At 72.4% G+C, this 24,652-nt stretch carries 19 protein-coding genes and 1 pseudogene; 11 read left to right on the top strand and 9 right to left on the bottom strand.

The window, feature by feature from the left end:
- A pseudogene (locus tag ACGFNV_RS19020) lies at positions 1–1,301 on the top strand (glycosyl hydrolase).
- 3 nt (positions 1,302–1,304) lie between these two features.
- On the opposite strand, the gene ACGFNV_RS19015 reads toward ACGFNV_RS19020, so the two are convergent.
- From ACGFNV_RS19015 to ACGFNV_RS18975, 9 genes are all read right to left on the bottom strand, one after another.
- Positions 1,305–2,897 carry a glycoside hydrolase family 3 N-terminal domain-containing protein gene (locus ACGFNV_RS19015; RefSeq protein WP_393623842.1) on the bottom strand — a complete coding sequence of 531 codons (1,593 nt, stop codon included), beginning with the start codon at positions 2,895–2,897 and terminating at the stop codon, positions 1,305–1,307.
- A 56-nt stretch (positions 2,898–2,953) separates the two neighbouring features.
- A complete protein-coding gene (locus ACGFNV_RS19010; RefSeq protein WP_393623840.1) occupies positions 2,954–7,066 on the bottom strand; it encodes an SAV_2336 N-terminal domain-related protein in 4,113 nt (1,370 codons plus the stop codon).
- A 40-nt stretch (positions 7,067–7,106) separates the two neighbouring features.
- Positions 7,107–8,210, bottom strand: coding sequence for an AAA family ATPase (locus ACGFNV_RS19005; protein WP_393623838.1), 1,104 nt, complete (start codon positions 8,208–8,210; stop codon positions 7,107–7,109).
- 20 nt (positions 8,211–8,230) lie between these two features.
- Entirely contained in the window at positions 8,231–10,285 is a 2,055-nt protein-coding gene (locus tag ACGFNV_RS19000) for a hypothetical protein (RefSeq protein WP_393623836.1), read from the bottom strand.
- Positions 10,282–11,511, bottom strand: coding sequence for a hypothetical protein (locus tag ACGFNV_RS18995; protein ID WP_393623834.1), 1,230 nt, complete (start codon positions 11,509–11,511; stop codon positions 10,282–10,284). Before ACGFNV_RS18995 ends, ACGFNV_RS19000 begins: the two co-directional genes overlap by 4 nt.
- An 83-nt stretch (positions 11,512–11,594) precedes the next feature.
- Positions 11,595–12,002 carry a peptide-methionine (R)-S-oxide reductase MsrB gene (gene msrB, locus ACGFNV_RS18990; RefSeq protein WP_393623832.1) on the bottom strand — a complete coding sequence of 136 codons (408 nt, stop codon included), beginning with the start codon at positions 12,000–12,002 and terminating at the stop codon, positions 11,595–11,597.
- Between the two features lie 22 nt (positions 12,003–12,024).
- Positions 12,025–13,416 (bottom strand): UDP-N-acetylmuramate--L-alanine ligase, encoded by a 1,392-nt coding sequence (gene murC / locus ACGFNV_RS18985; protein WP_393623831.1) that lies wholly within the window; start codon positions 13,414–13,416, stop codon positions 12,025–12,027.
- A 77-nt stretch (positions 13,417–13,493) separates the two neighbouring features.
- On the bottom strand, positions 13,494–13,967 hold the full coding sequence (locus tag ACGFNV_RS18980; protein WP_393623829.1) for an indole-3-glycerol phosphate synthase: 474 nt from the start codon (positions 13,965–13,967) through the stop codon (positions 13,494–13,496).
- Positions 13,968–14,072: 105 nt separating this feature from the next.
- Entirely contained in the window at positions 14,073–14,780 is a 708-nt protein-coding gene (locus ACGFNV_RS18975; protein WP_133932716.1) for a pyrimidine reductase family protein, read from the bottom strand.
- 381 nt (positions 14,781–15,161) lie between these two features.
- Between ACGFNV_RS18975 and zapE the strand changes: the two genes are divergently transcribed.
- The 10 genes from zapE to ACGFNV_RS18925 all read left to right on the top strand — a co-directional run bounded on the left by zapE (position 15,162) and on the right by ACGFNV_RS18925 (position 24,643).
- Positions 15,162–16,277 carry a cell division protein ZapE gene (gene zapE / locus ACGFNV_RS18970; protein WP_393623827.1) on the top strand — a complete coding sequence of 372 codons (1,116 nt, stop codon included), beginning with the start codon at positions 15,162–15,164 and terminating at the stop codon, positions 16,275–16,277.
- Between the two features lie 208 nt (positions 16,278–16,485).
- The gene (locus tag ACGFNV_RS18965) at positions 16,486–16,887 is read left to right on the top strand and encodes a hypothetical protein (RefSeq protein ID WP_393623825.1); all 402 of its coding nucleotides are present in this window, start codon (positions 16,486–16,488) and stop codon (positions 16,885–16,887) included.
- 78 nt (positions 16,888–16,965) lie between these two features.
- Positions 16,966–17,547 (top strand): carbonic anhydrase, encoded by a 582-nt coding sequence (locus tag ACGFNV_RS18960; RefSeq protein WP_393623824.1) that lies wholly within the window; start codon positions 16,966–16,968, stop codon positions 17,545–17,547.
- 8 nt (positions 17,548–17,555) lie between these two features.
- On the top strand, positions 17,556–19,046 hold the full coding sequence (locus ACGFNV_RS18955) for a SulP family inorganic anion transporter (protein WP_393623823.1): 1,491 nt from the start codon (positions 17,556–17,558) through the stop codon (positions 19,044–19,046).
- 106 nt (positions 19,047–19,152) lie between these two features.
- Positions 19,153–20,028 carry a slipin family protein gene (locus ACGFNV_RS18950; protein WP_393623822.1) on the top strand — a complete coding sequence of 292 codons (876 nt, stop codon included), beginning with the start codon at positions 19,153–19,155 and terminating at the stop codon, positions 20,026–20,028.
- An 89-nt stretch (positions 20,029–20,117) separates the two neighbouring features.
- Entirely contained in the window at positions 20,118–21,494 is a 1,377-nt protein-coding gene (locus tag ACGFNV_RS18945; protein ID WP_393623821.1) for an alkaline phosphatase PhoX, read from the top strand.
- A gap of 86 nt (positions 21,495–21,580) precedes the next feature.
- Positions 21,581–21,724 (top strand): hypothetical protein, encoded by a 144-nt coding sequence (locus ACGFNV_RS18940; RefSeq protein ID WP_393623820.1) that lies wholly within the window; start codon positions 21,581–21,583, stop codon positions 21,722–21,724.
- Between the two features lie 235 nt (positions 21,725–21,959).
- Complete coding sequence (locus ACGFNV_RS18935) at positions 21,960–22,103, top strand: hypothetical protein (RefSeq protein WP_393624087.1); 144 nt, start codon at positions 21,960–21,962, stop codon at positions 22,101–22,103.
- 17 nt (positions 22,104–22,120) lie between these two features.
- On the top strand, positions 22,121–23,641 hold the full coding sequence (locus ACGFNV_RS18930; protein ID WP_393623819.1) for an FAD-dependent oxidoreductase: 1,521 nt from the start codon (positions 22,121–22,123) through the stop codon (positions 23,639–23,641).
- Positions 23,642–23,761: 120 nt separating this feature from the next.
- On the top strand, positions 23,762–24,643 hold the full coding sequence (locus ACGFNV_RS18925; RefSeq protein ID WP_393623818.1) for a polysaccharide deacetylase family protein: 882 nt from the start codon (positions 23,762–23,764) through the stop codon (positions 24,641–24,643).
- The last annotated feature ends 9 nt before the right edge of the window (positions 24,644–24,652 follow it).

Here is a 24,652-nt window from a genome sequence, read left to right as displayed (position 1 = left end):
ATGGTGGTTGATACATTCGGCGGAGACAAGCCTGACCGGAGGAGGACCCCATCGCCGCTCCCCACGCGTCCACCGCGCCCGCACCGCCGCTCCGGTTTGGCGTCAATTACACGCCTCGACGGGGCTGGTTCCACTCCTGGCACGATTTCGATTCGGCACACGCGCGTGAAGATCTGGCGCAGATCGCCGGACTCGGCCTGGACCACGTCCGGGTCTTCCACCTGTGGCCGCTCCTCCAGCCGAACCGTACTCTCATCCGTCCCGCCGCCGTCGATCAGATCACGCAACTCGTCGACCTGGCGGCCGAGTTCGACCTCGACGTCCTCGTGGACGGCGTGCAGGGCCATCTGTCGAGCTTCGACTTCTACCCTGAGTGGACCCGCACCTGGCACCACCGGAACGTCTTCAGCGACCCCGAGGCGACAGAAGCCCAGGCCACCCTCCTGCGCACACTCGGCCGCGCCCTCGCCGGCCGCCCGAACCTCATCGGACTCCAGCTCGGCAACGAGCTGAACAACCTGGTCGAGCACAACCCGGTCACCCCGGACGAGGTCGACCACTACCTCGACACGCTGCTCGCCGCCGCCCGCGACGGCCTGGGCGGGAGCGGTGGCCTGGTCACGCACTCCGCGTACGACGCCGCCTGGTACGGCGACGACCACCCCTTCACGCCCGAGGCGTCCGCCCGCAAGGGCGATCTGACCACCGTCCACCCGTGGGTGTTCTCCGGCGACTGCGCCCGCCGCTACGGCGCCCGCTCCCCGCAGGTGCGGCACCTCGCCGAGTACGGCGTGGAGCTCGCCAAGGCCTACGCCACCGACCCCGCCCGCCCGGTCTGGGTCCAGGAGACCGGCGCGCCCGAACCGCACATCCCGGCGGCCGACGCCCCGGACTTCGCCCGCGCGACCCTGCGGAACGCGGCCGACTGCACGGACCTGTGGGGCGTGACCTGGTGGTGCTCCCACGACGTGGACCGCGCGCTGGCCGACTACCCCGAACTCGAATACACCCTCGGCCTCTTCGACGCCACCGGCCGTCCCAAACCGATCGCCGAGGCCCTGACCGACACGATCACCGCCCTCCGCGCCGAGGCCGCCCCGCCCGCACCCCGCGACACGGCCCTCGTCCTGGACTGCACCCCCTCCACCCGCTCGGTGTCCGGCCCGGGCGGCGCCTTCTTCGACACCTGGATGCGCCTGCGCACCGAGGGCGCCCGCCCGGCGGTGGTCCTCGCCGAGCACGCGGACGACGCGGACCATCTCACGGCACGTGGGATCAAGGAGGTGCTGCGCCCGGAGTGACGGTCACACGCCGGCCAGCGCCTCCGCCACCGCCCGCAGGTTCGCCCGCCCCCGCCCGTACGAGCAGACCACCCCCGCACCGTCCGCCGCCTCCGGCAACCCGGTCGACACCAGCACCGCGTCCGGCCGGGCCGCCAGGAGCGCGTCGCGCAGGCGACCCTGCCAGGGGTGCAGCCCGGCATCGCACACGGCCACCACCAGCGGACGCCCGTCGGCGGCCCGCAGCGCCGCGTCCACGACGGCCTCGGCGCTCTCGGGCTCCCCGGCGACGGCCGTCCCCGTGGCCGTCGGGTCGAGGGCGCGCAGTTCGGTGAGCAGGTCCTCGCCGCCCCAGTTGAGGGCGGGGTGCGGCAGTGGGAAGAGATCGACGACATGGGCGCCGGGGACGGCCTCCGGGAGCGGCTCCCGGAGGCGCACGGCCCGCCGCGCCGCCGTCGAACCGGCACTGACGTCCCAGGAGACCGCGGCACCCGACTCCCCGCCCACGGACCCCACCCCCAGCACCCCGGACCCGGCCGCACCGACGCTCGAGGCGCCCACACCCGCCGGCCCGCCGGCCACCACACCGGCCCCCGCCCGGACCGCGTACCGCTCCGCCAGCCGCCGTACCCGCCCCGCGGCCTCCTCCACCCGCTCCGCCGAAAGCTCCCCGGCGTACAGCGCGTGGAGCACCGCGTCCCGGCAGGCCAGCGTGGTGGCCAGCTCCGGTACGGCCACGATGACCTGGTCCGCCCCGGCACCGAGCGCGAGCCGCGCGCCCGCCGCCTCGCCGTACCGGTCGGCGATGGCCCTCATCTCCAGGGCGTCGCTGACCAGCACCCCGTCGAAGCCGATCTCGTCCCGCAGCAGCCCGCCCAGGATGCTGGGGCTGAGGGTGGCGGGACGATCGGGATCGAGCGCCGGAAAGACGACGTGCGCACTCATCAGCATCGGCACCCCCGCGTCGATCGCCGCCCGGAAGGGAGCGAGGTCGAGCGCGTCGTACGGCCGTGGATCGACGGCCGCCTCGTGGTGGCTGTCGGTGACGGTGCCGCCGTGTCCGGGGAAGTGCTTGGCGCACGAGGCGACACCCCGTGCCTCGGTCGCCGCGATCCAGGCCCGCAGATGCCGGGAGACCAGCTCGGGGTCCGCGCCGAAGGAGCGGGTGCGCACGATCGGGTTCTCCGGCCGCTGCTGGACGTCGGCGACGGGGGCGTAGGAGGCGGTGATGCCGAGCGAGGCGAGGTGCCCGGCGAGCGCGTCGGCGCAGCGGGCGGTGAGGGCGGGGTCGTCGACGACGCCGAGCGCCCACGAGCCGGGCACCTCGGGCGCGCCCGCACCCACCAGGTGCCCGATCCCGCCGCCCTCGTTGTCGATCGCGACGAGCAGATCCGGACGCAACGCCCGCAACGTGTCGGTGAGCTCGCGGACCTGCCGCGCGTCCCGCACGTTCCGGGTGAACAGAATGACCCCGCCCAGCCCGCGGTCGATGAGCCGCTTCAGCGTGTCGGGGACGGTCGTGGTGCCCTCGAACCCCGCGACCAGGCAGCGGTGCGCCGCCTCGTCCAGAGCGGAGGGAAGGCAAGGACCGACGGTGTCGTGCGCGGTGTGGGTCACCCCCGGATCCTCTGGTTGAGCCAGCCGAAAGTCAACAGAGGCATCGGATGATTGATTCACTCCAGCATGGACAGGACGGACTCCAGCGAGGCCACGATCACGTCCGCTCCCGCCGCGCGCAGCGCCTCGGCCGCCCGGTCGTTGCGCGCGAGCCCGAGGAACGGGACACCCGCCTCCCGGCTCGCCCGGAGGTCGGCAAGCGTGGCGCCGATCATGAGGGCCCGGCTCGGGGGAGTCCCCAGAGCGCTCAGGGCAGGCTCGAGAGTGCTCAGAGCGTGAGCCGAAGTCGGTCGGAGAATGGCTCCGCTGCGCAAGGAGCGTCCGCTGACGAAGGACACCGAGGGGGCCAGTGCCCGGTTTTCCAGGTAGGCCTGCACAGCCCTTGCCGAGCAGCGGGTGGCGATGGCCACCCGCTTCCCCCACCCAGGCAGGGACCGAATCAGGGTGTCCGCATACGGGACGGGAAAGGCGGTGCTCACGGCTCGCAGTTCCTCCGCCGTGAGACGGGCGTCCAGTTCCGACACCAGATCACTGTCCCCAGACCTACGGAGGACCGCGCTCAGCAGGACGTGAGGATCCCGGCTGCCCTCGGCCGGAAGCCACCCGCCCTGGCCACGAGCTTGGAGCCAATCGGTGAGTTCGCGGGCGATGTCCTCGACGCGGTGCCCGGCGAAGAGCCTGCAGAGCGTTCCGTCGAAGCCGAGCAGTACGGACTGAGCCGAGCCGATCAGTGTGCGTGGGTCGGCCCGGCGGCCCGACGGCTCGTCAGTGCGTGGCACCCGCCTGTCCGCGGTGTCGATCGCCCCCTCGAACACCGCTCCCTCCAAGTCGACCAGCCCCTCGAACACCGTGCGGTCGAAGGGCGGCGCCCCAGCGAAGCGTGTGCGCCTCCACAGTGCCGCAGCGCTGAAGCAGCTGCGGTCGAACGAGGCCGAGCCGTCGAACCGGGCTTCGCTGAAGTCGGCCGCACCCTCGAACACGGCACGATCGAAGGAGACGGTCTCGCGGAAGAGGGCTCCGGAGAAACGGGCGGACCTCTCGAAGACCGCCCGGTCGAACCGCGCCGCTCCCGAGAACTCGACCCCACGGAAGTCGCAGCCGTCGCTGAAAACGACCCGGTCGAAGATCGCCCGCCCCAGGACCGGACGGGCTGTGGTGTCCGTATTTGTGAGCGCACCCAGAAGCTCCGCGAGCAGGGCCGCCGAGAACGTCGTTCCGGAGAAGTCGACCGACGTCCCAGATGACAGGGTGGCCAGGTAGCGCCTCCGTTCCTCGGCCGACAGATGCTCCACGCAGGCCCCGTATCCAGGCAGCGGCCGCCCGGCGCAGCCCCCGTCGATGAAGCCAGCCGCTCCGAACCCGCAGCGAGCCCGCAGGTAGTCGGCTTCGGTCAGCGCCGCCAGCGCCTGTCCGAGGCGTGCGGGATCGTCATTCCAGAACCAGTCCAGGAAGGCATCGGGAGGCAGGGTGGCGAAGGGGGTGAACCATCTGGAACCGCCCGCGTCCAGGGCCCTGATCATGCGCAAACGCGCGCGGGCGGACACGGCGAGCAGCAGCGAGCCCGTGACCTCCCTCACCGTCCGTTCAAGCCGATGGCTGAATTCCGGGTTCCTGACCATCGCAGCGGCGTCCGGCCCTTCGGACGCCTCTGCGACCGCCATTCCGAGAATCAGCCCGGTACCTGTCCGGACTCTGTACGCCGCCAGCCGGTCGGGCAGTTCGGCAAGGAGGCGGCCGAGGCCGGGCAGGGCGGACGGAGCGTCCAGTTCCACGAGCAGATCGGGCCCGCCCGGTCCGACCTGTTGCGAGACCGTGCCGTCGATCGCCTCTCCGGCCATCAACTCGACGAACAGATCGGCCACTTCGCGCCCGGCCCGTTCGCCGCTGTTGTTGAGGTCGGATCGCCGCTCCCACAGCTTGATGTCAACGGCCAGGCGCAGTGGGCCCGCCCACCCAGATGGGTACGGGACATAACCGGCCTGGTCCAGTACCTGTCGGAACTCCCGTTCACCGAGCAACCGGCTCGCGGACAGCGCGACAAGCCTCTCCCCCGCCCGGTCCCTCCCCACGATCAGGCCGCTGAACTCGCCGTCCCTGGACAGCGGTGCCCCCGCGAGTTGAGGCCACCCCGTCGTGGGGTGGGGCGCGGTGATGTCGACCTTCAGCACGTTTCCCGCGGGGTGCGTCTCCGCGCCCAGCCGGACCGGATCACCGACATCGGAGAAGGCGTCGATGTCCACCGGCATCGGTGCGGAGGCCCCGTTGGGCGTCCAGCGCAGCCGCTCCGGTGCGCGCCGCGCCCACGTGTCCTCGTCGAGGATGTCCTCCTGGGTGAGGAGCAGGGCGGCACCGGGCGTACGGCCCTCGCTCCAGACGGCCCAGGCGTAGGTGTTCCGGCCGTCGACGGACACGACGTACCCCGGGTCACCGCCGGGCGGGGCCAACAGACAGGTGAGCACCAGGTTCGGTGTGAGCAGGAGACCGACGGCGCCGTCGCCGCCCGTGGAGGCCAGGGGTGAGACACGAACCACCCGACTGGCGAGCCCGATCGGCGATGGGCCGAGCGGGGAGTCCGTCTCCCTCGGCCCGGCTTCCGGCCCCGCCCCGCGGGGCCGCCGTTCGGCGAACGCCTCCTGGTCCGCGCCGACCCGGCGCCGCCCGGTCGCGTCCCGGCCGACCCGGGTCGCCGTGAACTCCCTGCCGGTGCCCCGGCCCCGGTCGAGGTGGTCCCAGACGCTCTGCCGGACCAGCTCCCGCACGGCGGCCACGTCGCCGCGCAGCTGGGAGCCGAGCAGCGCGTCGCGTACGCCTGGCAGGAAGTCGAACGTCAGGTCGTCGGGCGGCAGGTCGGCATCGGTCGTACCCCACGGTTCGAACAGCCCGCCGAGGGCCACCTCGGCGAGGTGCCCGTGCTCCGAGCCGGGCAGGAGGGACTGACGTACGAGCGACATGACGGGCAGTGTCAGCGGCACCGCCGCCAGGTAGGCGGCGAGTCGCTGGGCTGTGGGGGAAGCGCCCGCCCGAAAGCGTTCCACGACGTCCAGCGGGTCTGCGGTGCCGTCCGTCGTGGGGGACGTGACCGAGGGCTCGGTACCGGTGCCGCCCTCCGAGGCAGCCTGTCGCGCGTCCAGGCTCAGGCAGGCCAGGCGGTGCCGGCCGGCGTCGCCAGAGACGAGGCGGGAGAGTCGCGCGAGGCTCTGCGGGGACGCGGAGATCACGGGCACCACGGGCGGTGTCGCGGCCGTCGGCACGGAGCCGCCGCGGCGCCGCGCACGGGTACGACGTGGTGCGGCGGAACGCTGCCAGAACCGGGTGGGCCGGGCCGGGCGGGCGGCGCGCAGCGTCAGCGACACCGGGCGTACGGCGGCGCGGGACCACAGCCTTTCCGGCAAGACGTTGAGGACGGCCACGGAGTTGTGTCCGCTCCAGTGACGCAGTACGTCGTGCAGCGCCCCCTGCCCCCAGCCGTCGGCCACGGTGTCCGTGACCACGAGGATCAGCCGGTGCCCCGACGGGTCGGCGATCTCCGCCGGGTTGCGCGGCGGGTCGCCTGGCCGGTGGGCCACCCCGGGCTCCCCGCCGTGGGCCGTGCCGGACAGGTACCAGGTCCGTACGTCGCGGAAGACGCCGCTGCTGGTCAGGACTCGGCGCAGTTCGTCGACCAGGTCGGTCCACAGGAACATCGAGTGGTGCGTGTCGACGACCAGGGCCAGGTCCAGCCATCTGCTCTCGGCGGGAAGCAGCACCGGGCACGGGAGCCGCTGCTCGACGCTGCGCTCCACGGTCGCCTGTTCGTCCAGCCGGTCGCCCGGGCCGCCGATGGCTCGTCTCCCGAGGGGGCGCAGTGAACGCATGAGGCCGAGCGGGTCGCGCAGTGAGGCGGCACGCGGTACACGCAGCGGCACGCCCCGGCGCGCACCGCCCTGTTCGTCCTCCTGAGCCGTGGTGGCGGACTTCCTGGTGAAGAGCTCCACCTCCGCCTCGCGGGCCGGTGCGGGAGGCCGTGGCGGGCCGGGTGCCGGGCGCGGCGGCTCGGGGGCGGGCGGCTCGGTGCGTGGGGTGCGGGCGGCGGCGCCCACCCGTGCGGCCAGCCACAGGATGTCGGCGGCCTCGTCCACGCCGATATCGGTGCCGTCCTCGGCGAACGCGGCGAGCAGCTCCTCGATCACGGGTCGGCTCGATTCCCGGGGAGGGGGCGCCGCCGGCCGGTCACGCCTGGGGCCCCGTCAGGTGCCGCATCACGGTGTCGAGGAACCGTTCGCGGTCCGCGGGGTTCGTCCAGGTCCGGCTGAGCCGGAGCTGGATGGCGTTGAGGAGCTGGTCCGTCGCCAGGTCCCCGTCGGCGCCGCGGTCGATGAAGTCCTGGAGCAGCCGCCCGTACTCGGTCGACTCCTCCACGTCGACGCCGAGCCATCGGCGCACGATGCGGGCCAGTTTCTCCTTGCCCGGTGCCTTCAGGTCGAGGCGCACGCAGCGGCGCAGGAAGGCCGGGGGGAACTCCCGCTCGCCGTTGCTCGTCAGCACCACGACGGGGAAGTAGCGGCACTGCACCCGGCCGCGCCTGATCGTCACGTACCTGTCCTGCGCGTCGTCGGTGGCGATGGCCACCTCGGGCTGGTCGCCCGCCATGCGCGCCAGCTCGGGGATCTTGAATCCGCCGTCCTCGAACAGGGTGAGCAGATCTCCGGGGAGGTCGATGTCGCTCTTGTCGATCTCGTCGATCAGCAGCACCCTGGGCTGGTCCTGGGGCAGCAGCGCGGTGCCGAGCGGGCCCAGCCGCAGGAAGCGCGCGATCGACGAGAGCTGCTGCCCTTCCGCGGCCGCCGTCTCCCCACCGACTTCGTCCCCGGCCGCAGGGGGCGCGTCCGTCGGGCCGGGCGTGGTCGTGAGCGCCCGGTGCAGGTTGGCCTCCTGGAGGCGGCCGATGGCGTCGTAGAGGTAGAGGCCGTCGCGTCGGACCGTGCGGCTGGTGATCGGCCAGTGCAGCACGGGTCCGAGCCCCAGGTCCGCCGCGATGCTGTGGGCCAGGGTCGACTTGCCGACACCCGGCTTGCCCGTGACGAGGAGCGGTCGGCGCAGGTACAGGGCGGTGTTGACGACATCGGTCTCGTGATCGTCGGGGACGTACCCCTCGCCGCGCTTCACGGTCCGCTCCCAGGCCTCGCCCTCGCAGGCCGGCGGCGGGCAGGACGGCTCGGGCGTGTCGGTGAACTCGCGCCATGGCGGCGCGGGCGTGGCCTTCAGTCGCTCGCGGCGCTCCTCGGTGGTGCCTGCTCCCTGGTAGAGCCACCAGTCCTGCTCCGTCCCCGGCATCGGGGCACCCCCTGGTTCCTTCATGGTCGGGATGGGTCCGTCGCTTCCGGGCCGTGCAGGGTCCGGACGTCCATCGGGTGGTCGGGATCGTCCCACAGCAGCGCCAGTCGGCTCTCGGCAGCGCCCGCCACCGCGGCCCCGGCCCGCTCGCGGCGCAGGGCGTGGACCTGCCGGGGCAGGGTCAGCACGTTCGTCGTCGGTGCGGCGCCCTCCGTGGCGAGCAGCGCGGCCAGTTCCGCCGCCTCGGCGCCGCCCTGCGACGGTCCGCCGTCGCGCCACCACACCGTCACCGGTACGCCACCCTCCAGTGCCGCGTCGAGCACAGCCTCCGTACGGCTGCCCGAGGCCACCACGCAGGCGGGTGGCTCCGCGATGCCTAGGTCGACACCGAGGGTGTCGGTCACCTGATGGTCCGCCACGACGTGTACGGCGTCCGGGAAGGTACCGCCCTGTGCCTCGAGCCAGCTCCACTTGCGCACCCAGGAGGCGCGCGCGTCGTCCCGTTCCTCCGGGCAGCGGACGACGACCTGGTGCAGCACACCGAGGGGACGTGTCCGGCCGCGCCGGCCCGGCACGGCCCACTGGTCGAAGGGGACGTCCAGCAGCTCGAACGGCACGTGGAACTCGACGCGTTCGACGCAGGCGTTCGCCTCTGGGACAAAGGCGGCGCCGAAGAGCTCTGCCGCGCGCCTCAGTTGACGGCACAGCTCCTCCCGCGCCTGGTCCAGGGTGAGCGGGTGGTCCTCCGACTCCCAGATGGCGGTGGTGGTGTCCCGGCGCAGCCACATGCGGGCCAGATAGAGGTCGTCGCCGTCGGTGGCGGGCTCCAGCCGCACGTGCAGCACGGTGCTGCGGGCCGGGGACGGCGGCGGTGGCAGCGGCGCTGCGCCCAGCCGTCGCCGGGTGTCCTCGACCCACTGGCTGAGCCGGGCCGCCCAGTCCGGGTCGGTGGCTCGGGCACGCTCGGCCAGGAAACGCACGAACGGCAGGGTCAAAGGAGTGCCCTCACGGTGTCCCTGCCGTTCGTCGAGGTCGAGGGCGATCTCGGTCAGGTTGTCGCCGGGCAGCCCCGCGTGGACCGGAGCCGCGCAGCCCGTGACCTTGAAAGCCCAGGTGTAGGCGTCGTAACTGTGCCGGGGGAGGGACCGGTCCGCGAACAGCGTTCCCAGGCCGTCCCATGCGGGCTGGTCGAGCCGGGTGGCCGCCGGCGGGGGCGGCTGCGGACGGTCGTCGAGGAACGAGCAGGCGTTCCAGTCCCGGTCCCTGATGAACTGGGGGTGCTGCCAGCCCTCGTTGTCCCGGCGCAGTTCCTCGAAGCGCCGGTGGACCCGGCGGCCGACGTCCGGAAGGCCGGCTACGCAGTCGTCCAGGGCGCGGTCCGCCAGTTCGTCGAGCAGGACATCGGTGAACTGGCCGGCCGCGCGTTCCGCGTCGTTCCGTGCCGCCTCGCCCTCGCGGGAGGCGTACAACTCGAACTGCCTCGGACTGGTCCAGCGTTGGCCGCGCCCGTACTGGAAGCGGCCGAAGTTCAGCGCGCTGCCCCGCGGCACCTCGACGCGGCACGCGTCGACCAGGGCCGCCTGGAGCTGGAAGCACCCCCTCTTCACCAGGTCGGTGCGCCACCAGCTCAGCGCGGACGTCAGGTTGAGATGCCGGATCTCGCCTCGGTGGGCGTCGGAGCACGGCAGCATCATCCAGCGCTCCTCGGGCGAGAGGAAGCCGTGCCCCGCCCAGTAGATCCACAGCATGTCGCCGTCGCACTCGGGGAGTTCACGGAACAGCGCGTTGCGCACGTTCTCCTCGGTCGCGGGCCGCCACCGGTTCTCCAGGGCGGCGAGCTGTGCGCCGGCCGACCAGTCCAGGCACTCCGGGTCCAGCGGTGACAGCAACAGCCGTACGTTGTCCGGTGGCACCTGTCCGGGGCCGGTGAGCCACTGGGTGAACCGCAGCGCGTCGCGGGCCGGGCCGCGCAGGTTCCAGCCCGACGTGATCGCGTACTGCTCGACGCCGACGACGAGCGCGAACGTGCGCTCCGGGCTGAAGGTCGGGGGGATGAGGGTGTCGCGGTCGGTCACCCGGTCTCCGCCACGGCTCGCGCGATCCCCTCGTAGACGCCACCGAGCTTCCAGTACGCGCTGTGACTCGGGGGAAACGGCTGCCGGCTGCTCACCTCGTGGTCGGTGACCCTGGGGTCGTCGGGGAAGACCGGTTCGGCGAGGAAGGCCAGCAGGTCCTGCCGGTCGTAGATGTTGAGCCAGCGGGGGAAACCGTCCGGCAGCGGGTCGCCCGGCTCCAGACCGGTGAGCGCGCCCAGCGCGTGCAGGAACGGGGCCTGGGAGCCGACGGTCACCACAAGCCGGGGGCCGTGGAGGGGCTCGCCCCGGGTGGCGCTCTGTGCGAGCAGGTCGACGAGCGCGACACCGCCCAGGCTGTGTCCGATCAGCACGGTCGGCTCGTCGGTGGTGATGGTGCGGTGCAGGTGGTCGCGCAGGGCCTGCCCTCTGACCTGGTAGCGGAGGATGTCCCCGACGAACGGGGTGGCCTTCCCCGTGATCGACCCCCGCCACAGGTTGAGGGCGGGCTGGGTCGTGACGCTCAGGGCGAGCTTTCCCAGCACCGCCGCCGCCCGGCCGCCGGGAAACCGCGCCTCGCCTCCGAGCCTGGCCCTGATCACCTCGACCATCCGGTCCCTTTCGGCACCCGTGCACTGCGCGTCGGCGCCGGCCCGGGCCAGGGCGTCCGCCACGAGGGCGCGGGCGACCGCGGCGGCCAGCTCCCTGACCTCCGGCTCCTCGAGGGCGTTCGCAGCGGCACGGTCGGCCTCGTCCGAGGTCAGGACGGTCTCCAGGGCGCGCGGGTAGTGGCGGGCCAGGTCAGTGCTCCGCAGCAGCCCGCCGAGTTCGTCCGACTCGTCGGGATCCGCGGGGAACTCGGCCAACAGGTCCAGTACCTCGGAGCCCGCCGCCCGCACCCCCGGAAGGCCGAGTCCGTCGTCCGCGGAGGCGCCCTCGATGTCGGCGAGCACCCGCAGTTCGCACAGCGGGTCGGCCAGCAGCAGCGCCCACTCGGCCGCCTCCTGGTCCGGCGGAGCCACCGCCTCGTCGCCCACGGCGCGGGTCCCACGGTTCCCGGGGACCGACGATCTCCCCGCGCCCTCGGGCACCCCGAACTTCTCCCCCCAGAAGCAGGAGGTCACCGTGGCCTCGGTGAACCGCTCGATGAGACGGTCCCGGACCCGCCCGAACACCTTGTCGTGCCGTTCGCCGCGCACCCCCGTGCCGTGGACAAACAGAAAACGCATCGCTCGGCCCCCCTCGTCGTGCCGTCCGCACTGGACGATAGTGCGCGCGACACCGAACCGCCCGGAAAGTGCGGCAGCCCGCGTCAGCCCTCGTCCGCCGTCAGCCGCAGCGAGATGCTGTTGATGCAGTACCGCTGGTCCGTCGGCGTCGGATAGCCCTCACCCTCGAACACGTGGCCGAGATGCGAGCCGCAGCGGGCACACCGCACCTCCGTGCGGACCATGCCGTGGGAGCGGTCCTCGATCAGTTCGACCGCGTCGGTGTCCTTCGGGTCGAAGAAGGAGGGCCAGCCGCAGTGGGACTCGAACTTGGTGTCCGAGGTGAACAGTTCGGCGCCGCAGGCGCGGCAGGAGTAGACACCCTTGGTCTTGGTGTCGGTGTATTCCCCGACGAAGGCGGGTTCCGTGCCGGCCTGCCGCAGTACCGCGTACTCGGCCGGGGTCAGCTCCGCCCGCCACTGCTCGTCGGGTTTGTCGACGTCGTACGACATGAAGGCCAACCCCTTACGTGTGTTACTTCGCTGCGAGACGGTCCAGGATCCGCGGGCCGAGGTCGGTGACATCGCCCGCTCCCATGGTGAGAACGAGATCACCCGCCCTCGCCATTCCCGCGATCACCGCCGGCACCTCGTCCTTGTCGTGCACCGCCGTGACGTCCGCGCCCGCCGCCCGCGCCGCCTCGATGATCAGCTCGCTGGTCACACCGGGGATCGGGTCCTCACGGGCCGGGTAGATGTCCAGGACGACCGACGCGTCCGCCAGGGCCAGCGACTGGCCCATCTCCTTGCCCAGTTCCTGGGTGCGGGAGAAGAGGTGGGGCTGGAAGACGACCAGGATGCGCGCCTCGCCGGCCGCCGCCCGCATCGCCTCCAGGTCGGCCGTCATCTCGGTCGGGTGGTGGGCGTAGGAGTCGATGACCTGGACGCCCGCGGCCTCGCCCTTGAGCTGAAGGCGCCGCTTGACGCCCGTGTACGCGGCCAGCGCGGGCGCCAGCTCCTCGGCGGGGACACCCAGCGCCGCGCCGGCGGCCAGCGCGGCCACCGCGTTGTGCGCGTAGTGACGGCCCGGCACGGACACCGCGAAGGTGAGCTCCCGCCCGTTCAGCAGAACGGTGACCTCGCTCTTCAGCCCCTGCGCGACCACGGACAGGACGCGCACGTCGGCGTCCGGCGCCTCGCCGTACGTCACCGTCCGCACCGAGCCCGCCAGCCGCCGCGTCAGCTCCCGCGCGCCCTCGTGGTCCGCCGAGATCACCAGCGTGCCGCCGGGCACGATCCGGCCCGCGAAGGTCTCGAAGGACTCGTAGATCTCGTCCATCGAGGCGTAGTTGGCGTGGTGGTCCAGCTCGACGTTGAGGACGATCGCGACCTCGGGCGCGTACTTGTGGAAGCTGCGGTCCGATTCGTCCGCCTCCGCGACGAAGATCTCCCCCTCGCCGTGCAGCGCGTTGGAGCCGGGCGCGTCCAGGTCGCCGCCGATCGCGTACGACGGGTCCAGCCCCAGCTCGGACAGCGACACCGCCAGCATGGACGTCGTGGTGGTCTTGCCGTGCGTACCGGCGACCGCGATCGGCCTCAGCCCGTCCATCAGCCGCGCGAGCGCGTCCGACCGGTGCACGACCGGGATGCCCAGCTCGGCCGCGCGGGCCAGCTCGGGGTTGTCGGTGCGGATCGCCGACGACACGACCACGCAGGTGGCGTCGTCCGCGAGGTGCTCCGCCGCGTGCCCGATGTGCACGGTCGCCCCCAGCGCCCTCAGCGCCGCGACGGTCTCCGACTCCTTGGCATCGCTGCCGGCCACCTTCGCCCCGCGCTGAGCGAGGATCTTCGCGATCCCCGACATCCCGGCCCCACCGATCCCGATGAAGTGCGGTCGTTCCATGGCGGTAGGAAGGCCGGGTGCCATGCGTGTCTCCTGGGTGGTACGGCGAACGTTCAGTCATCCCGAACCCTATGGCACACCCCGTGGCCGTACGGAACGTCTCACGCCTTGCTGTGCGAGAACAGCTTCAGCACCGGAACCCCCACCTTGTGGCGAGCCCGGGAAGCCCAGTCCCGGTGGAAGAACTCCTCCACGTAGTGGGGATCGGTCAGCACGATCACCTCGTCCGCCCCCACCTCCCCCACCAGCGACTTCAGCGCATCCAGCGGATGGTCCTCGACCAGCCGCCCCTCCGCCTCGCTGCCCGCCGCGTGCAACGCCCGAAGCGACACCTCCAGGGCCCGCTCCCCGAACCCCTGCGCCTCCTCCCCCTCCGGCGTCTCGCCCTCCCGCGCCGCCTCGTCGAGCTCGCCGAGCGCGACGTCGTCGATGGCTCTCAGCAGCCGGTCGGCCTGGTCGCCGCGCGGCTGGAGCAGCACGTGGAAGGAGACCTGCTCCTCCCCGTGCAAGGTGGTGACGAACTCCACGTCGGCGGACGTCAGGGCCTTCTCGATCATCAAAACGCTTGTGAACACCAGCGCCCCTTCTCCTACGAGGTTCCCGTGGACCCTCTTCCCTGCGTGGGCCGTGCCAGGCATGCACGCGGCAACCGGAAGGGAACATTTCACCGTATTCGCGAATCAGGACCGACGGTAGCGGCTGAACAGGAACCCGGCCTCCTCCAGCAGGGACACCAGCGCGAAGTGTCGCGGCACCGCCACCGACGGCCCGCCCGCGATGCGCTGCGCGTCACCGGCGCTGAGCAGCGGGGAGATGGTCAGGCAGAGTTCGTCGAGCACTCCGGCCGCCACGAACTGGCCCAGCAGCCGTGGACCGCCCTCCGTGAGCTGCCGGGTGTGACCGAGGTCGGCGAGGGCCCGCACGGCGCGGTCGGGTTCCACGCCGACACCGTCACCGGCGATCACCACGCGGGCGCCGGCCTTCTCCGCGGTCGCCACCCGGTCCGGGGACGCCGCGGCGCCCGTCAGGACCAGGGTCGGGGTCACGGGCGAGGTGAACAGGGGGAGGGTGAAGTCCAGCTCCAGGCTCGCGCTGACCACCGCGATCGCCGGGGCCGGGCTCTGCCCCGCCGCCTCCCGCAGCCGGGCGAACTCCGCACGCACGCGTGCCGGACGGTAGCCCTCCTGCCGTACCGTTTCCGCGCCGACGACCACCACGTCCGCGAGTCCGCGCAGGGTGCCGAAGATGCGCATGTCGGTGGCGTTGGAGATGGGCTGCGAACGGCCGTCGTGCTGGGCGGCGCCGTCGAGCGTGGACACCATGTTGGCCCGCAGCCAGGGCTCCCGCCCGCCGGGCCCGGCCTCGGGATAGGCGTAGGCGGCGGCCAGCTCGTCGAGGCTCCACTCCCGGTCGACGAGATCGTCCCCGGGAAAGCCACCGTGGCCGAAATCGACCCCATGGGGCCCACCGGAGCCCCCGGCCCCAGTGGCCGCACCGGGACTCCCCGCCCCGGAGGCCTCACCGGAGCCCCCGGCCCCGAAGACCCCACCGGTCTCCCGAAGCGCCCCGGAATCGCCCCCGGCCCCGGAGGCACCCGCGCCGGCACCGGCCTCAGCACCGCCGCCGGCGCCGGCCCCAAAGGCCCCACCGGGCGCCCCCACCCCCTCGCCTCCGTCACGTCCGCCGGAGGCCTTCGTCGCTGTCTGGTCGGTCACAGGGAACAGGCGTCGCATCCGTGCAGTGTGGCACGCCCTCTAGCATGGGTAAGCGTGTCCTCCTCCACCTCCGCCCAGGCGGCCCCCGGTCTCAGCCCGACAGCCGACGCGTCCCCCGTGTCCCTGTGCACCCGTGAGCCGTACGTCCCCGCCGACCGGCTGGTCGCCGAGATGGTGCCGCCCCCGCGGTTCGACTCGGTGCGCTTCAGCACCTACATCCCGGACCCGAAGCAGCCCAGCCAGACCGAGGCCGTGCGGGTCCTGGAGGGCTTCGCGGCCGGGCTCGGCGGGGCGCACGCGAGCGGTGCCGGGAGGCGCGGGTTCCTCGGCTTCGGGAAGGCCAAGGCGCCCAAGGCACCCGCCGGGCCGCGCGGTGTCTATCTGGACGGCGGCTACGGCGTCGGCAAGACCCACCTGCTGGCCTCCCTGTGGCACGCCACCCCGGCCGATCCGGCGCTGAAGGCGTTCGGCACGTTCGTCGAGCTCACCAACCTCGTCGGCGCGCTCGGCTTCCAGCAGACGGTGCAGACCCTCTCCGGCCACCGACTGCTGTGCATCGACGAGTTCGAGCTGGACGACCCCGGGGACACGGTCCTGGTCTCGACGCTGCTGGGCAAGCTCGTGGACGCGGGCGTCGCGCTCGCCGCCACCTCCAACACCCTGCCGGGCAAGCTCGGCGAGGGCCGGTTCGCGGCCGCCGACTTCCTGCGCGAGATCCAGGGCCTGTCGGCGCACTTCCGCGCGCTGCGCATCGACGGCGAGGACTACCGCCACCGCGGCCTGCCCGAGGCCCCGGCGCCGTTCTCGGACGAGGAGGTGACCAAGGCGGCGTACGCCACCGAGGGCGCCTCCCTCGACGACTTCCCGCACCTCCTCGAGCACCTCGCCCGCGTCCACCCCAGCCGTTACGGCGCGCTGACGGACGACCTGCGGGCCGTGTGCCTCACCGACGTCCGGCCGGTGCCCGACCAGTCGACGGCCCTCCGGCTCGTCGTCCTCGCGGACCGGCTCTACGACCGTGAGGTGCCGGTGCTGGCCGCGGGGCTGCCCTTCGACCAGCTGTTCAGCGAGGAGATGCTGAACGGCGGCTACCGCAAGAAGTACTTCCGGGCGATCTCCCGGCTCACCGCGCTGGCGCGGGACGCCAAGCGGCTCGTCGAGCACGCCTGATCGAACGCCCGCCCGAAGCCGATAACCGAGCACGCGCCCCGAGTCAAGGGCAAGATCAAGCCAGAGAACCCGCGCTTTTCACGCTCTCTTGAACTCGAAACGCCGAGTTAACCCAGCAAACAACGTCGCAGGGTTACCGTGTTTCTTGACCAGTCGTTGACCAATAGTTGGTCTGGACTAGAGGCGGGAAATGCCGGAAGGGAGGCGCATGTTCCGAGGTACGACGGCCCGGACGCTGGTTTCGATCCTCGCCGCCGTCCTGCTCGCGCTCCCCTTCTTCACTGCCACGCCGTCCTTCGCACCCGCGCACACGTCCCGTCAGGTCGAGGCCAAGGCCCAGCCCGGAAACAAACCCAAGGGCACGACGCTGCGCGACGAGCGGGTGACAAGCGGCAACTGCCTCCACACGGGCGGCGCGACCAGCCCGGCCCGCACCCGCGACCGTTTCCGGGCCACGGCCGACTCGGCGTCCCAGGCGCCCGAGCGCCCTCTGCGGGCTCAGGACCCCGCGCCCGACCGCAGGCAGCCCCTGCCCGGTCTCACGTGCCAACGGCTGTCGAGATCCTCGACCGCCCATACTCCGGCAGCGCTCCAGGTCTTCCGCTGCTGACAGCAACAGCGGTTTCCCCCCACCCTGTCCTGCACGTCCGACGCGCCCCCACGGCGCGCCAGGAGGAGTCACCACGTCATGCAGCCCCTCATCGACAACGCCCGTACGTTCGGACAGCGCCCTGAGGAGTTCGCCCGGCTCGCCCAAGGCCAGTCCCCTCAGGTCCTGTTCATCACCTGCTCCGACTCCCGGGTCGTCCCCGCCCTGATCACGGGCGCCCGTCCCGGAGAGCTCTTCGAACTGCGCACAGCGGGCAACATCGTTCCCCCCTACGGCTCCGACCGCCCCACCGGCGAGGCCGCCACCATCGAGTACGCCGTGGAGGTCCTCGGCGTCCAGGACATCGTCGTCTGCGGCCACTCGCACTGCGGGGCCGTCGGCGCCCTGGTCCGGGGCGACGACCTCGAGGCCGTACCCGCCGTCCGCGACTGGCTCGCGCACGCCGCAGACGAGCCGGGAGAAGTGGACGCGGCCGACCCGACCGTCGCCGCGGCCGTCCAGAACCACGTGCTCGCCCAGGTACTGCGCCTGCGTTCCTACCCGTGCGTGGAGAAGCGGCTGGCCAACGACCAGCTGCGGGTGCGCGGCTGGTACTACGAGGTGCACACCGGTGCCGTCCGCGAACACCGCGCGGAAACCGACGCCTTCGAGGCTCTGTGAGCGCCCCCATGAGCGAGCAGACGATTCAGCAAGCAACCAAGCAGAGCAAGTTCCCCCATCTCAAGCAGGACTTCCTGGCCTCCCTCGTGGTGTTCCTGGTCGCGCTGCCGCTGTGCGTCGGCGTGGCCGTCGCCTCCGGAGTGCCGGCCGAACTCGGGCTCATCACGGGCATCGTGGGCGGCATCGTCACCGGACTCATGCGGGGCAGCAGCCTGCAGGTGTCCGGGCCGGCCGCGGGTCTGACCGTGCTGGTCTTCGAGGCGGTGCAGGAGTTCGGGCTGCCCGTCCTCGGTGTGATCGTGCTCCTCACCGGAGCCCTGCAGATCCTCATGGGCGCCCTGAAGCTGGGGCGCTACTTCCGGGCCATCTCGGTCTCCGTCGTCGAGGGCATGCTGGCCGGAATCGGCCTCGTGCTGATCGCCGGACAGCTGTACTCGGTGGTCGGCGCCAAGGCCCCGGAGTCCGGCCTCGGCAAGATCGCCGGGCTGCCGGAGGCGCTCGTGGACGCCCTCGGGAGCACCGAGGCGCTCACCTCACTGGCGGTCGGCGCGGGCACCATAGCCGTGCTGGTGCTGTGGCAGCGCATGCCGCAGAAGCTGCGCACGGTCCCCGGCCCGCTCGCCGCGGTGGGCCTGGCGACGCTGGCCGTCCTGGTGTTCGACCTGCCGGTGGCCACCGTCGAGGTGAAGGGCCTGCTGAGCTCCGTCCAGCCGCCGTCGCTGGGCGAGTTCGGCGAGCTCGCGAACGTCGGCCTGATCGGCACCGTCGTCGCCTTCACACTGATCGCGTCCGCCGAGTCGCTGTTCAGCGCGGCGGCCGTGGACCGGCTGCACGACGGTCCGCGCACCGAGTACGACAAGGAACTGGTGGCCCAGGGCGCGGGCAACGCGGTGTGCGGTGTGCTCGGCGCGCTGCCGATGACCGCGGTGATCGTGCGCAGCTCGGCCAACGTCCGGGCGGGCGCGCGGACCAAGGCGTCCCGCGTGCTGCACGGCGTGTGGCTGCTGCTGTTCGCGGCGCTGCTGCCCGACGTGCTGGCGTACATCCCGATCCCGGCCCTGGCGGGCATCCTGGTGCACGCCGGTGCCAAGCTCATCCCGGTGCAGCAGATCGCCGGTCTGTGGCGGGAGCACCGCGGTGAGGCGCTGATACTCGTCGTCACGGCCGTGTCGATCGTCGCGGTCAGCATGTTCGAGGGCGTGCTCATCGGTCTGGCGCTGGCCGTCGCCAAGACGGCCTGGGAGGCCTCGCACGTCCGGCTGGAGGTCGTCGACAAGGGCGCGGGCCCGATCCAGGCGTACCTGTCGGGCAACGCGACCTTCCTCAAGCTGCCGAAGATCCTCGACAGCCTGGAGTCGCTGCCCCAGGACCGGCCGGTGGAGCTGGACCTGTCCGGCCTGCACCACCTGGACCACGCCTGCCGTACGGCGCTGGAGAACTGGGCCGAGCGGCACAGCTCGGTCGGCACCGAGCCGGTGAAGGTGACCGAACCGGCTTAGGCGAACGCAGGAACCCGGCCCGGGATCTCTGGGCTCGACCGGAATCTCGGGCCGGGCATATCGTTACAGGAGCAGACATACAGGGCCTCTCGACGAGGAGGTCGCCATGCTCCAGGAGCTGGTGGGGGCGGCCGCGGCGGTCGGCGCCGCGGGCGTCGTGTATCTGGGGGCCGCCGCGCGCGTCGTGAAGCAGTACGAGCGCGGGGTGGTCTTCCGGCTGGGACGGGCGCGCGGTGAGGTGCGCCCGCCGGGGTTCACCCTCGTCGTCCCCGCCGTGGACCGGCTGCACAAGGTCAACCTGCAGATCGTGACGATGCCCATTCCCGCCCAGGAGGGCATCACCCGCGACAACGTGACCGTGCGGGTCGACGCCGTCGTGTACTTCCGGGTCGTGGACGCGGCCGCCGCGATCATCAACGTCGAGGACTACCGCTTCGCCGTCTCGCAGATGGCGCAGACCTCGCTGCGCTCCATCATCGGCAAGAGCGAGCTGGACGACCTGCTGTCGAACCGGGAGAAGCTCAACGAGGGCCTGGAGCTGATGATCGACAGTCCGGCCGTCGGCTGGGGTGTGCAGATCGACCGGGTCGAGATCAAGGACGTGTCGCTGCCGGAATCGATGAAGCGGTCCATGGCCCGGCAGGCCGAGGCCGACCGTGAACGGCGAGCCCGGATCATCAACGCGGACGCCGAGTTCCAGGCGTCGAAGAAGCTGGCCGAGGCGGCGGAGGCGATGTCGGACCAGCCCGCCGCGCTCCAGCTGCGGCTGCTCCAGACGGTGGTGGCGGTGGCCGCCGAGAAGAACTCGACGCTGGTGCTGCCGTTCCCGGTGGAGCTGCTGCGGTTCCTGGAGCGGGCACCGGTGACGCAGGCGCAGCCACAGCCCCAGCCGCAGCCGCAGCCGCAGCCGCAGCAGTCCTTGCCACAGACGCCTCCGGAGGAGCCGCCGCAGACGCCCGGGCAGCCGAGCCTCGACCCGTGACACGTGCTCCAGGCGTGGTTCCGGTGATCGACTGCGCGTGATACACACAGCGGGGTCACAGTCCTGTCCGCCAGCAGGAAGGTTGCCCCATGTCCGCCCGCAGTGGATCGACACGACGTCAGTTGCTCGCCCGTACCGGGGTGTTGGGCGTCTCCATCGCCTTCGCCGGAAACCTCTCCGACCTCTTCGCGAACACCGCCGCCGCGCAACCCCCGGCCCACACCGGTTACGGCCCCCTCGTGCCCGACCCCGACGGTCTGCTCGACCTGCCGAAAGGATTCCGCTATCGGGTGCTGTCCCGCGAGGGCGACCCCCTGCGCTCCGGCGAGGGCACGGTCCCGTCCCACCCCGACGGCATGACCGCGCTGCCCGGCCGGCACGGGCGCGTCCATCTGGTCCGCAACCACGAGAACCGCCCGACGGCGAAGTTCCCCGTCCCGACCGTCGAGGGCCTGACCTACGACCCGGCCGGCAAGGGCGGCTGTACGGCCCTGACGCTGGACGCCGACGGCGACGTGCTGTCCGAGCGGGTCGCGATCGCCGGTACGGCCGTCAACTGCGCGGGCGGACCGAGCCCCTGGGGCACCTGGCTGACCTGCGAGGAGACCGAGGACAAGGCCGGCACCAACGGGTACACCAAGGACCACGGCTTCGTCTTCGAGGTCGACCCGACGCACCCCCGGCGCACCGGTGCCGTACCGCTGACCGCGATGGGCCGCTTCCAGCACGAGGCCGTCGCGATCGATCCGTACCGGGGCATCGTGTACGAGACGGAGGACGCGTTCGACCGGCCCTTCGGCCTCTTCTACCGCTTCCTGCCGAACAAGCCGCTCGGCGGCGTCGGTTCGCTGCGCGCGGGCGGCAGACTCCAGGCGATGCGCGTGCCCGGTGTCCCCGACCTGTCGTCGATCCAGGAGACGGGAGCCACCTTCGACGGCATCGAGTGGGTCGACGTACCGGACCCGCTGGCCGCCGGGACGCCCACGCGGTTGCAGGACTACGGCCGAGGCGGCATCACCCACGCGCAGAAGCTGGAGGGGTGCTACTGGGGCGGCAGCTGCGTGTACTTCGTGTCGTCGTTCGCCGTCGCCGAGGCGGGCTCGGCCGCCGACCACCGCGGTCAGGTGTGGCGCTACGACCCGGCGCGCCGCCGGTTGACTCTGGTGGTCGTCTTCGGCCCGGACACCGACGTCCAGCTCCCCGGCGAGTCCCCCGACAACATCTGCCTCGCCCCCGGCGGCGGCCTCATGGTCTGTGAGGACGGCGACGGCGCCCAGCACGTCTTCGGCGTGACCCGCCGCGGCGAGGTGTACGCGATGGCCCGCGGCAGCCAGAACATCGGAACGCCCGAGGAGCCGGAGTGGGGTGAGTTCGCGGGTGTCACCTTCGCCCCCGGCGGAGAGACGATGTACGTCAACTGCTACACGCCGGGGACGACGTTCGCGGTGACGGGACCGTGGCGCTGAGCTGACAGGCCCACGGGGGGACACCGGAAGGGGGGCGCGGTGACCGAACAGTCGGCGGAGACGCCCTGGAGCTGTTGTGTCTGCCCGTGGGCGAGCCGGTCGACCTGTCCGCCCACGACGCCGCCGCGCACCCCGGCGGCCCGGCGGCCCGGCGGACAAGGCGGCGGCCCGCGTACCAGCAGGCGTACGAGATCGCCGTGGAGCGTTGCTCGACCGTTCCTGTGGACTGAGCAGAAGTGGGTCCGCTCAGCCGCACGCCCCGAACGGTCTTGGGCGCCCTGGTCTCCGGCGTACTCGACCCCGGGGCAGCGACACGGATCCTGTCCGTGGTCCGTTCCCGGGAGGCCGGTTCCCTCGCGACCTGGCCATATGGGTACGGCCAGAGGCGACGGGGAGGCCCCGAACCATCACTCCGGTGGAGCGGGGGCCCCGCACGCCGGCGCCGTACCCGGCTTCCCAGATCGCATGATCACCATAGACCGCAACTGGGCGGTCGGCACGCTTCTCCTCGAACACCTCCAGGAACTGGACCCGCGCTATCCGGAGGCGGACTTCGACGTGGCGGAGTGCCGGGAACGGCTGCTGAAAGGCCCCCTGAAGGGCGGCTGAGGGGGTACTCGGCCCGCATGACCGACTACCGGCACGTCAAGGGTTCGTACTGGCTGGAGACGGCCCCGGGGCCGTCGCGTCCTCCGCTGGCGGAGGACCTGAGCGTGGACGTGGCCGTGATCGGCGCCGGGATCGCGGGGCTGAGCACGGCGTGGGAGCTGGCGCGGGCGGGGCGGTCGGTGGCCGTGCTGGAGGCCGGGCGGATCGCAGCCGGGGTCACCGGGCACACCACCGCCAAGCTCACCGCGCAGCACACACTGATCTACGACAAGCTACGGCGCACGCGGGGCGCGGAGGGGGCGCGGCTGTACGCCCGCTCCCAGACGGAGGCGGTCGAGCACGTCGCCGAGGTCGCGGCCGAGCTGGGAGTCGACTGCGAGTGGGAGCGCAGGAGCGCCTACACGTACGTGCACGACCCGAGCCGGGTCGCGGAGGTGCGGGCGGAGGCCGAGGCCGCGCGGGAGGCGGGGCTGCCGGCGTCGTTCGTGACGGAGACCGGGCTGCCGTTCCCGGTGGCGGGCGCGGTGCGGGTGACCGGGCAGGCGCAGTTCCATCCGCGCAAGTACCTGCTGGCCCTGGCCGACGACCTGGCCGCGCGGGGCGGCCGGCTGTACGAGGACACCACCGTCGTGGGGCTGGACGAGGGCGAGCCGTGCCGCCTGGCGACGGACAGCGGGGCGACGGTGACCGCCGGGGACGTGGTCGTGGCCACGCACTACCCGATCTTCGACCGCGCCCTGCTGTTCGCCCGGCTGTCCCCGCGCCGCGAGCTGGTGGTCGCCGGCGCCCTGGACACGGAGTACGACCCGGACGGCATGTACATCACGCCCGAGCAGGGCACGCGCTCGGTCCGTACGGCCCCCTACGGCGAGGAGGGGCGGCGGCTGCTCGTCATCACGGGCGAGCATTTCACGCCCGGCACGGGCGACACCCCGGCCCGCTTCGAACGGCTCGCGGACTGGGCGACCGGGCATTTCCCCGGCGTCGATCTCACCCATGCCTGGGCCACGCAGGACAACGACGCCACCGACACGGTGCCGATGGTCGGTCCGCTGCACCCGGGCGCCCGGCACGCCTACGTCGCCACCGGCTTCGGCGGCTGGGGGATGAGCGGCGGCGTGATGGCGGGCCGGCTGCTCACCGCCCTGATCACCGGCGAGAGGTGCGAGTGGAGCGAGTTGTACGACCCGCGCCGCATCCTCTCCGCCGTGCGGGAGGCGCCGACGTTCCTGAAGACGCAGGCGAAGGTGGCCGGCCACTTCGTCGGCGACCGGCTGCGGCCGACCCCGGAGGTGGACGCCGTCCCGCCCGGTGAGGGCGCCGTCGTGCGCGTCCACGGCAAGCACGTCGCCGTGTACCGCGACGAGGAGGGCGAGGCGCACGCCCTGTCCGCCCGCTGCACACACCTGGGCTGCCTCGTCGCCTTCAACTCCGCCGAACGGGCCTGGGAGTGCCCCTGCCACGGCTCCCGCTTCGACACGGACGGCAAGGTGGTGCAGGGGCCCGCGACGCGGCCGCTGGAGGAGCGGGAGTTGTGAGAGGGAGCTGTTATTTGCCGCTCGAGGGAGCTGTCAGGGGCCGCTCGCGGGTGACTCCGAGCGGGTGACCTGGCGGCCACGGTGCCGGGCATATTAGAAACATCGCCATACTTTCGTACGGTGATCCCTCTTGTGCGACGTGTCACCGTCCTCTGCGCGCTCGGCGCCGCCGTTCTCACCTCCTGCGGCACGGTCGGCGCCCCCAAGGCGCCCCGCACCCCGCGGCCCGCGCCTACGGCCACCGCCCCCACCGCCTCCCCCGCCTCCCCCGTCACCCCTGTCACCCGGCCTCCGACCCTCGCCCCTGGGCCCGCCGGTCTGATCCCCGTCTTCAGCAACGCGCCCCGCACCACGGACAAGGCCGTCGCCCTCACCTTCGACGCCGACATGACCGCCGACCAGGGGCCCAGGGCGGCGGCGGGCGAGCCTTTCGACAACCCGGGACTGATCGCCGCGCTCCGGGAACTGAGGGTGCCGTCCACCGTGTTCATGACGGGCCGGTGGGCGGAGCAGTACCCCGTCCAGGCCCGCTCCATCGGCCGGGACCCGCTCTTCGAGGTCGCCAACCACTCCTACAGCCACTACGCCTTCACCGGCGACTGCTACGGCCTGCCCACCCTCTCCGAGGACAAGATGCGGACGGACGTGGAGCGGGCGTACACCGCCCTCCGCGCGGCGGGCGTACCGAGCGCGATGCCGTACTTCCGCTTCCCGGGCGGGTGTTACGACCAGCGGGCGCGGCGCGCGCTGACCGGTACCGGTGTGACCGCGGTGCAGTGGGACGTGGTCGGCGGCGACGCCTTCGCCACGGACGCGGACGCCGTGGCCCGCCAGGTGCTGGACGGGGTGCGGCCGGGGTCCGTCGTCGTGCTGCACTGCACCCGCAGCGCCGCCCCGACGACCGAGCGGGCCGTCCGCACGATCGTGCCCGAGCTGCGCGCACGGGGCTTCCGGTTCGTGAAGGTGTCCGAGCTGATCAGGACCGCGGGCGGGCGGCGCTGAGGCTCGTAC

The sequence above is a fragment of the Streptomyces sp. NPDC048751 genome, from assembly GCF_043198595.1.
GTDB lineage: Bacteria > Actinomycetota > Actinomycetes > Streptomycetales > Streptomycetaceae > Streptomyces.
This window is presented reverse-complemented; position numbering and strand designations above follow the sequence as displayed.

Coding starts and splice junctions, on each gene's coding strand:
- ACGFNV_RS19005 (WP_393623838.1), bottom strand. CDS start 8,210: ATGCCGGGGACGGAGCAGGACTGGTGGCTCTACCAGGGAGCAGGCACC.
- ACGFNV_RS18995 (WP_393623834.1), bottom strand. CDS start 11,511: ATGCGTTTTCTGTTTGTCCACGGCACGGGGGTGCGCGGCGAACGGCAC.
- msrB (WP_393623832.1), bottom strand. CDS start 12,002: ATGTCGTACGACGTCGACAAACCCGACGAGCAGTGGCGGGCGGAGCTG.
- murC (WP_393623831.1), bottom strand. CDS start 13,416: ATGGCACCCGGCCTTCCTACCGCCATGGAACGACCGCACTTCATCGGG.
- ACGFNV_RS18965 (WP_393623825.1), top strand. CDS start 16,486: ATGTTCCGAGGTACGACGGCCCGGACGCTGGTTTCGATCCTCGCCGCC.
- ACGFNV_RS18960 (WP_393623824.1), top strand. CDS start 16,966: ATGCAGCCCCTCATCGACAACGCCCGTACGTTCGGACAGCGCCCTGAG.
- ACGFNV_RS18955 (WP_393623823.1), top strand. CDS start 17,556: ATGAGCGAGCAGACGATTCAGCAAGCAACCAAGCAGAGCAAGTTCCCC.
- ACGFNV_RS18950 (WP_393623822.1), top strand. CDS start 19,153: ATGCTCCAGGAGCTGGTGGGGGCGGCCGCGGCGGTCGGCGCCGCGGGC.
- ACGFNV_RS18945 (WP_393623821.1), top strand. CDS start 20,118: ATGTCCGCCCGCAGTGGATCGACACGACGTCAGTTGCTCGCCCGTACC.
- ACGFNV_RS18935 (WP_393624087.1), top strand. CDS start 21,960: ATGATCACCATAGACCGCAACTGGGCGGTCGGCACGCTTCTCCTCGAA.
- ACGFNV_RS18930 (WP_393623819.1), top strand. CDS start 22,121: ATGACCGACTACCGGCACGTCAAGGGTTCGTACTGGCTGGAGACGGCC.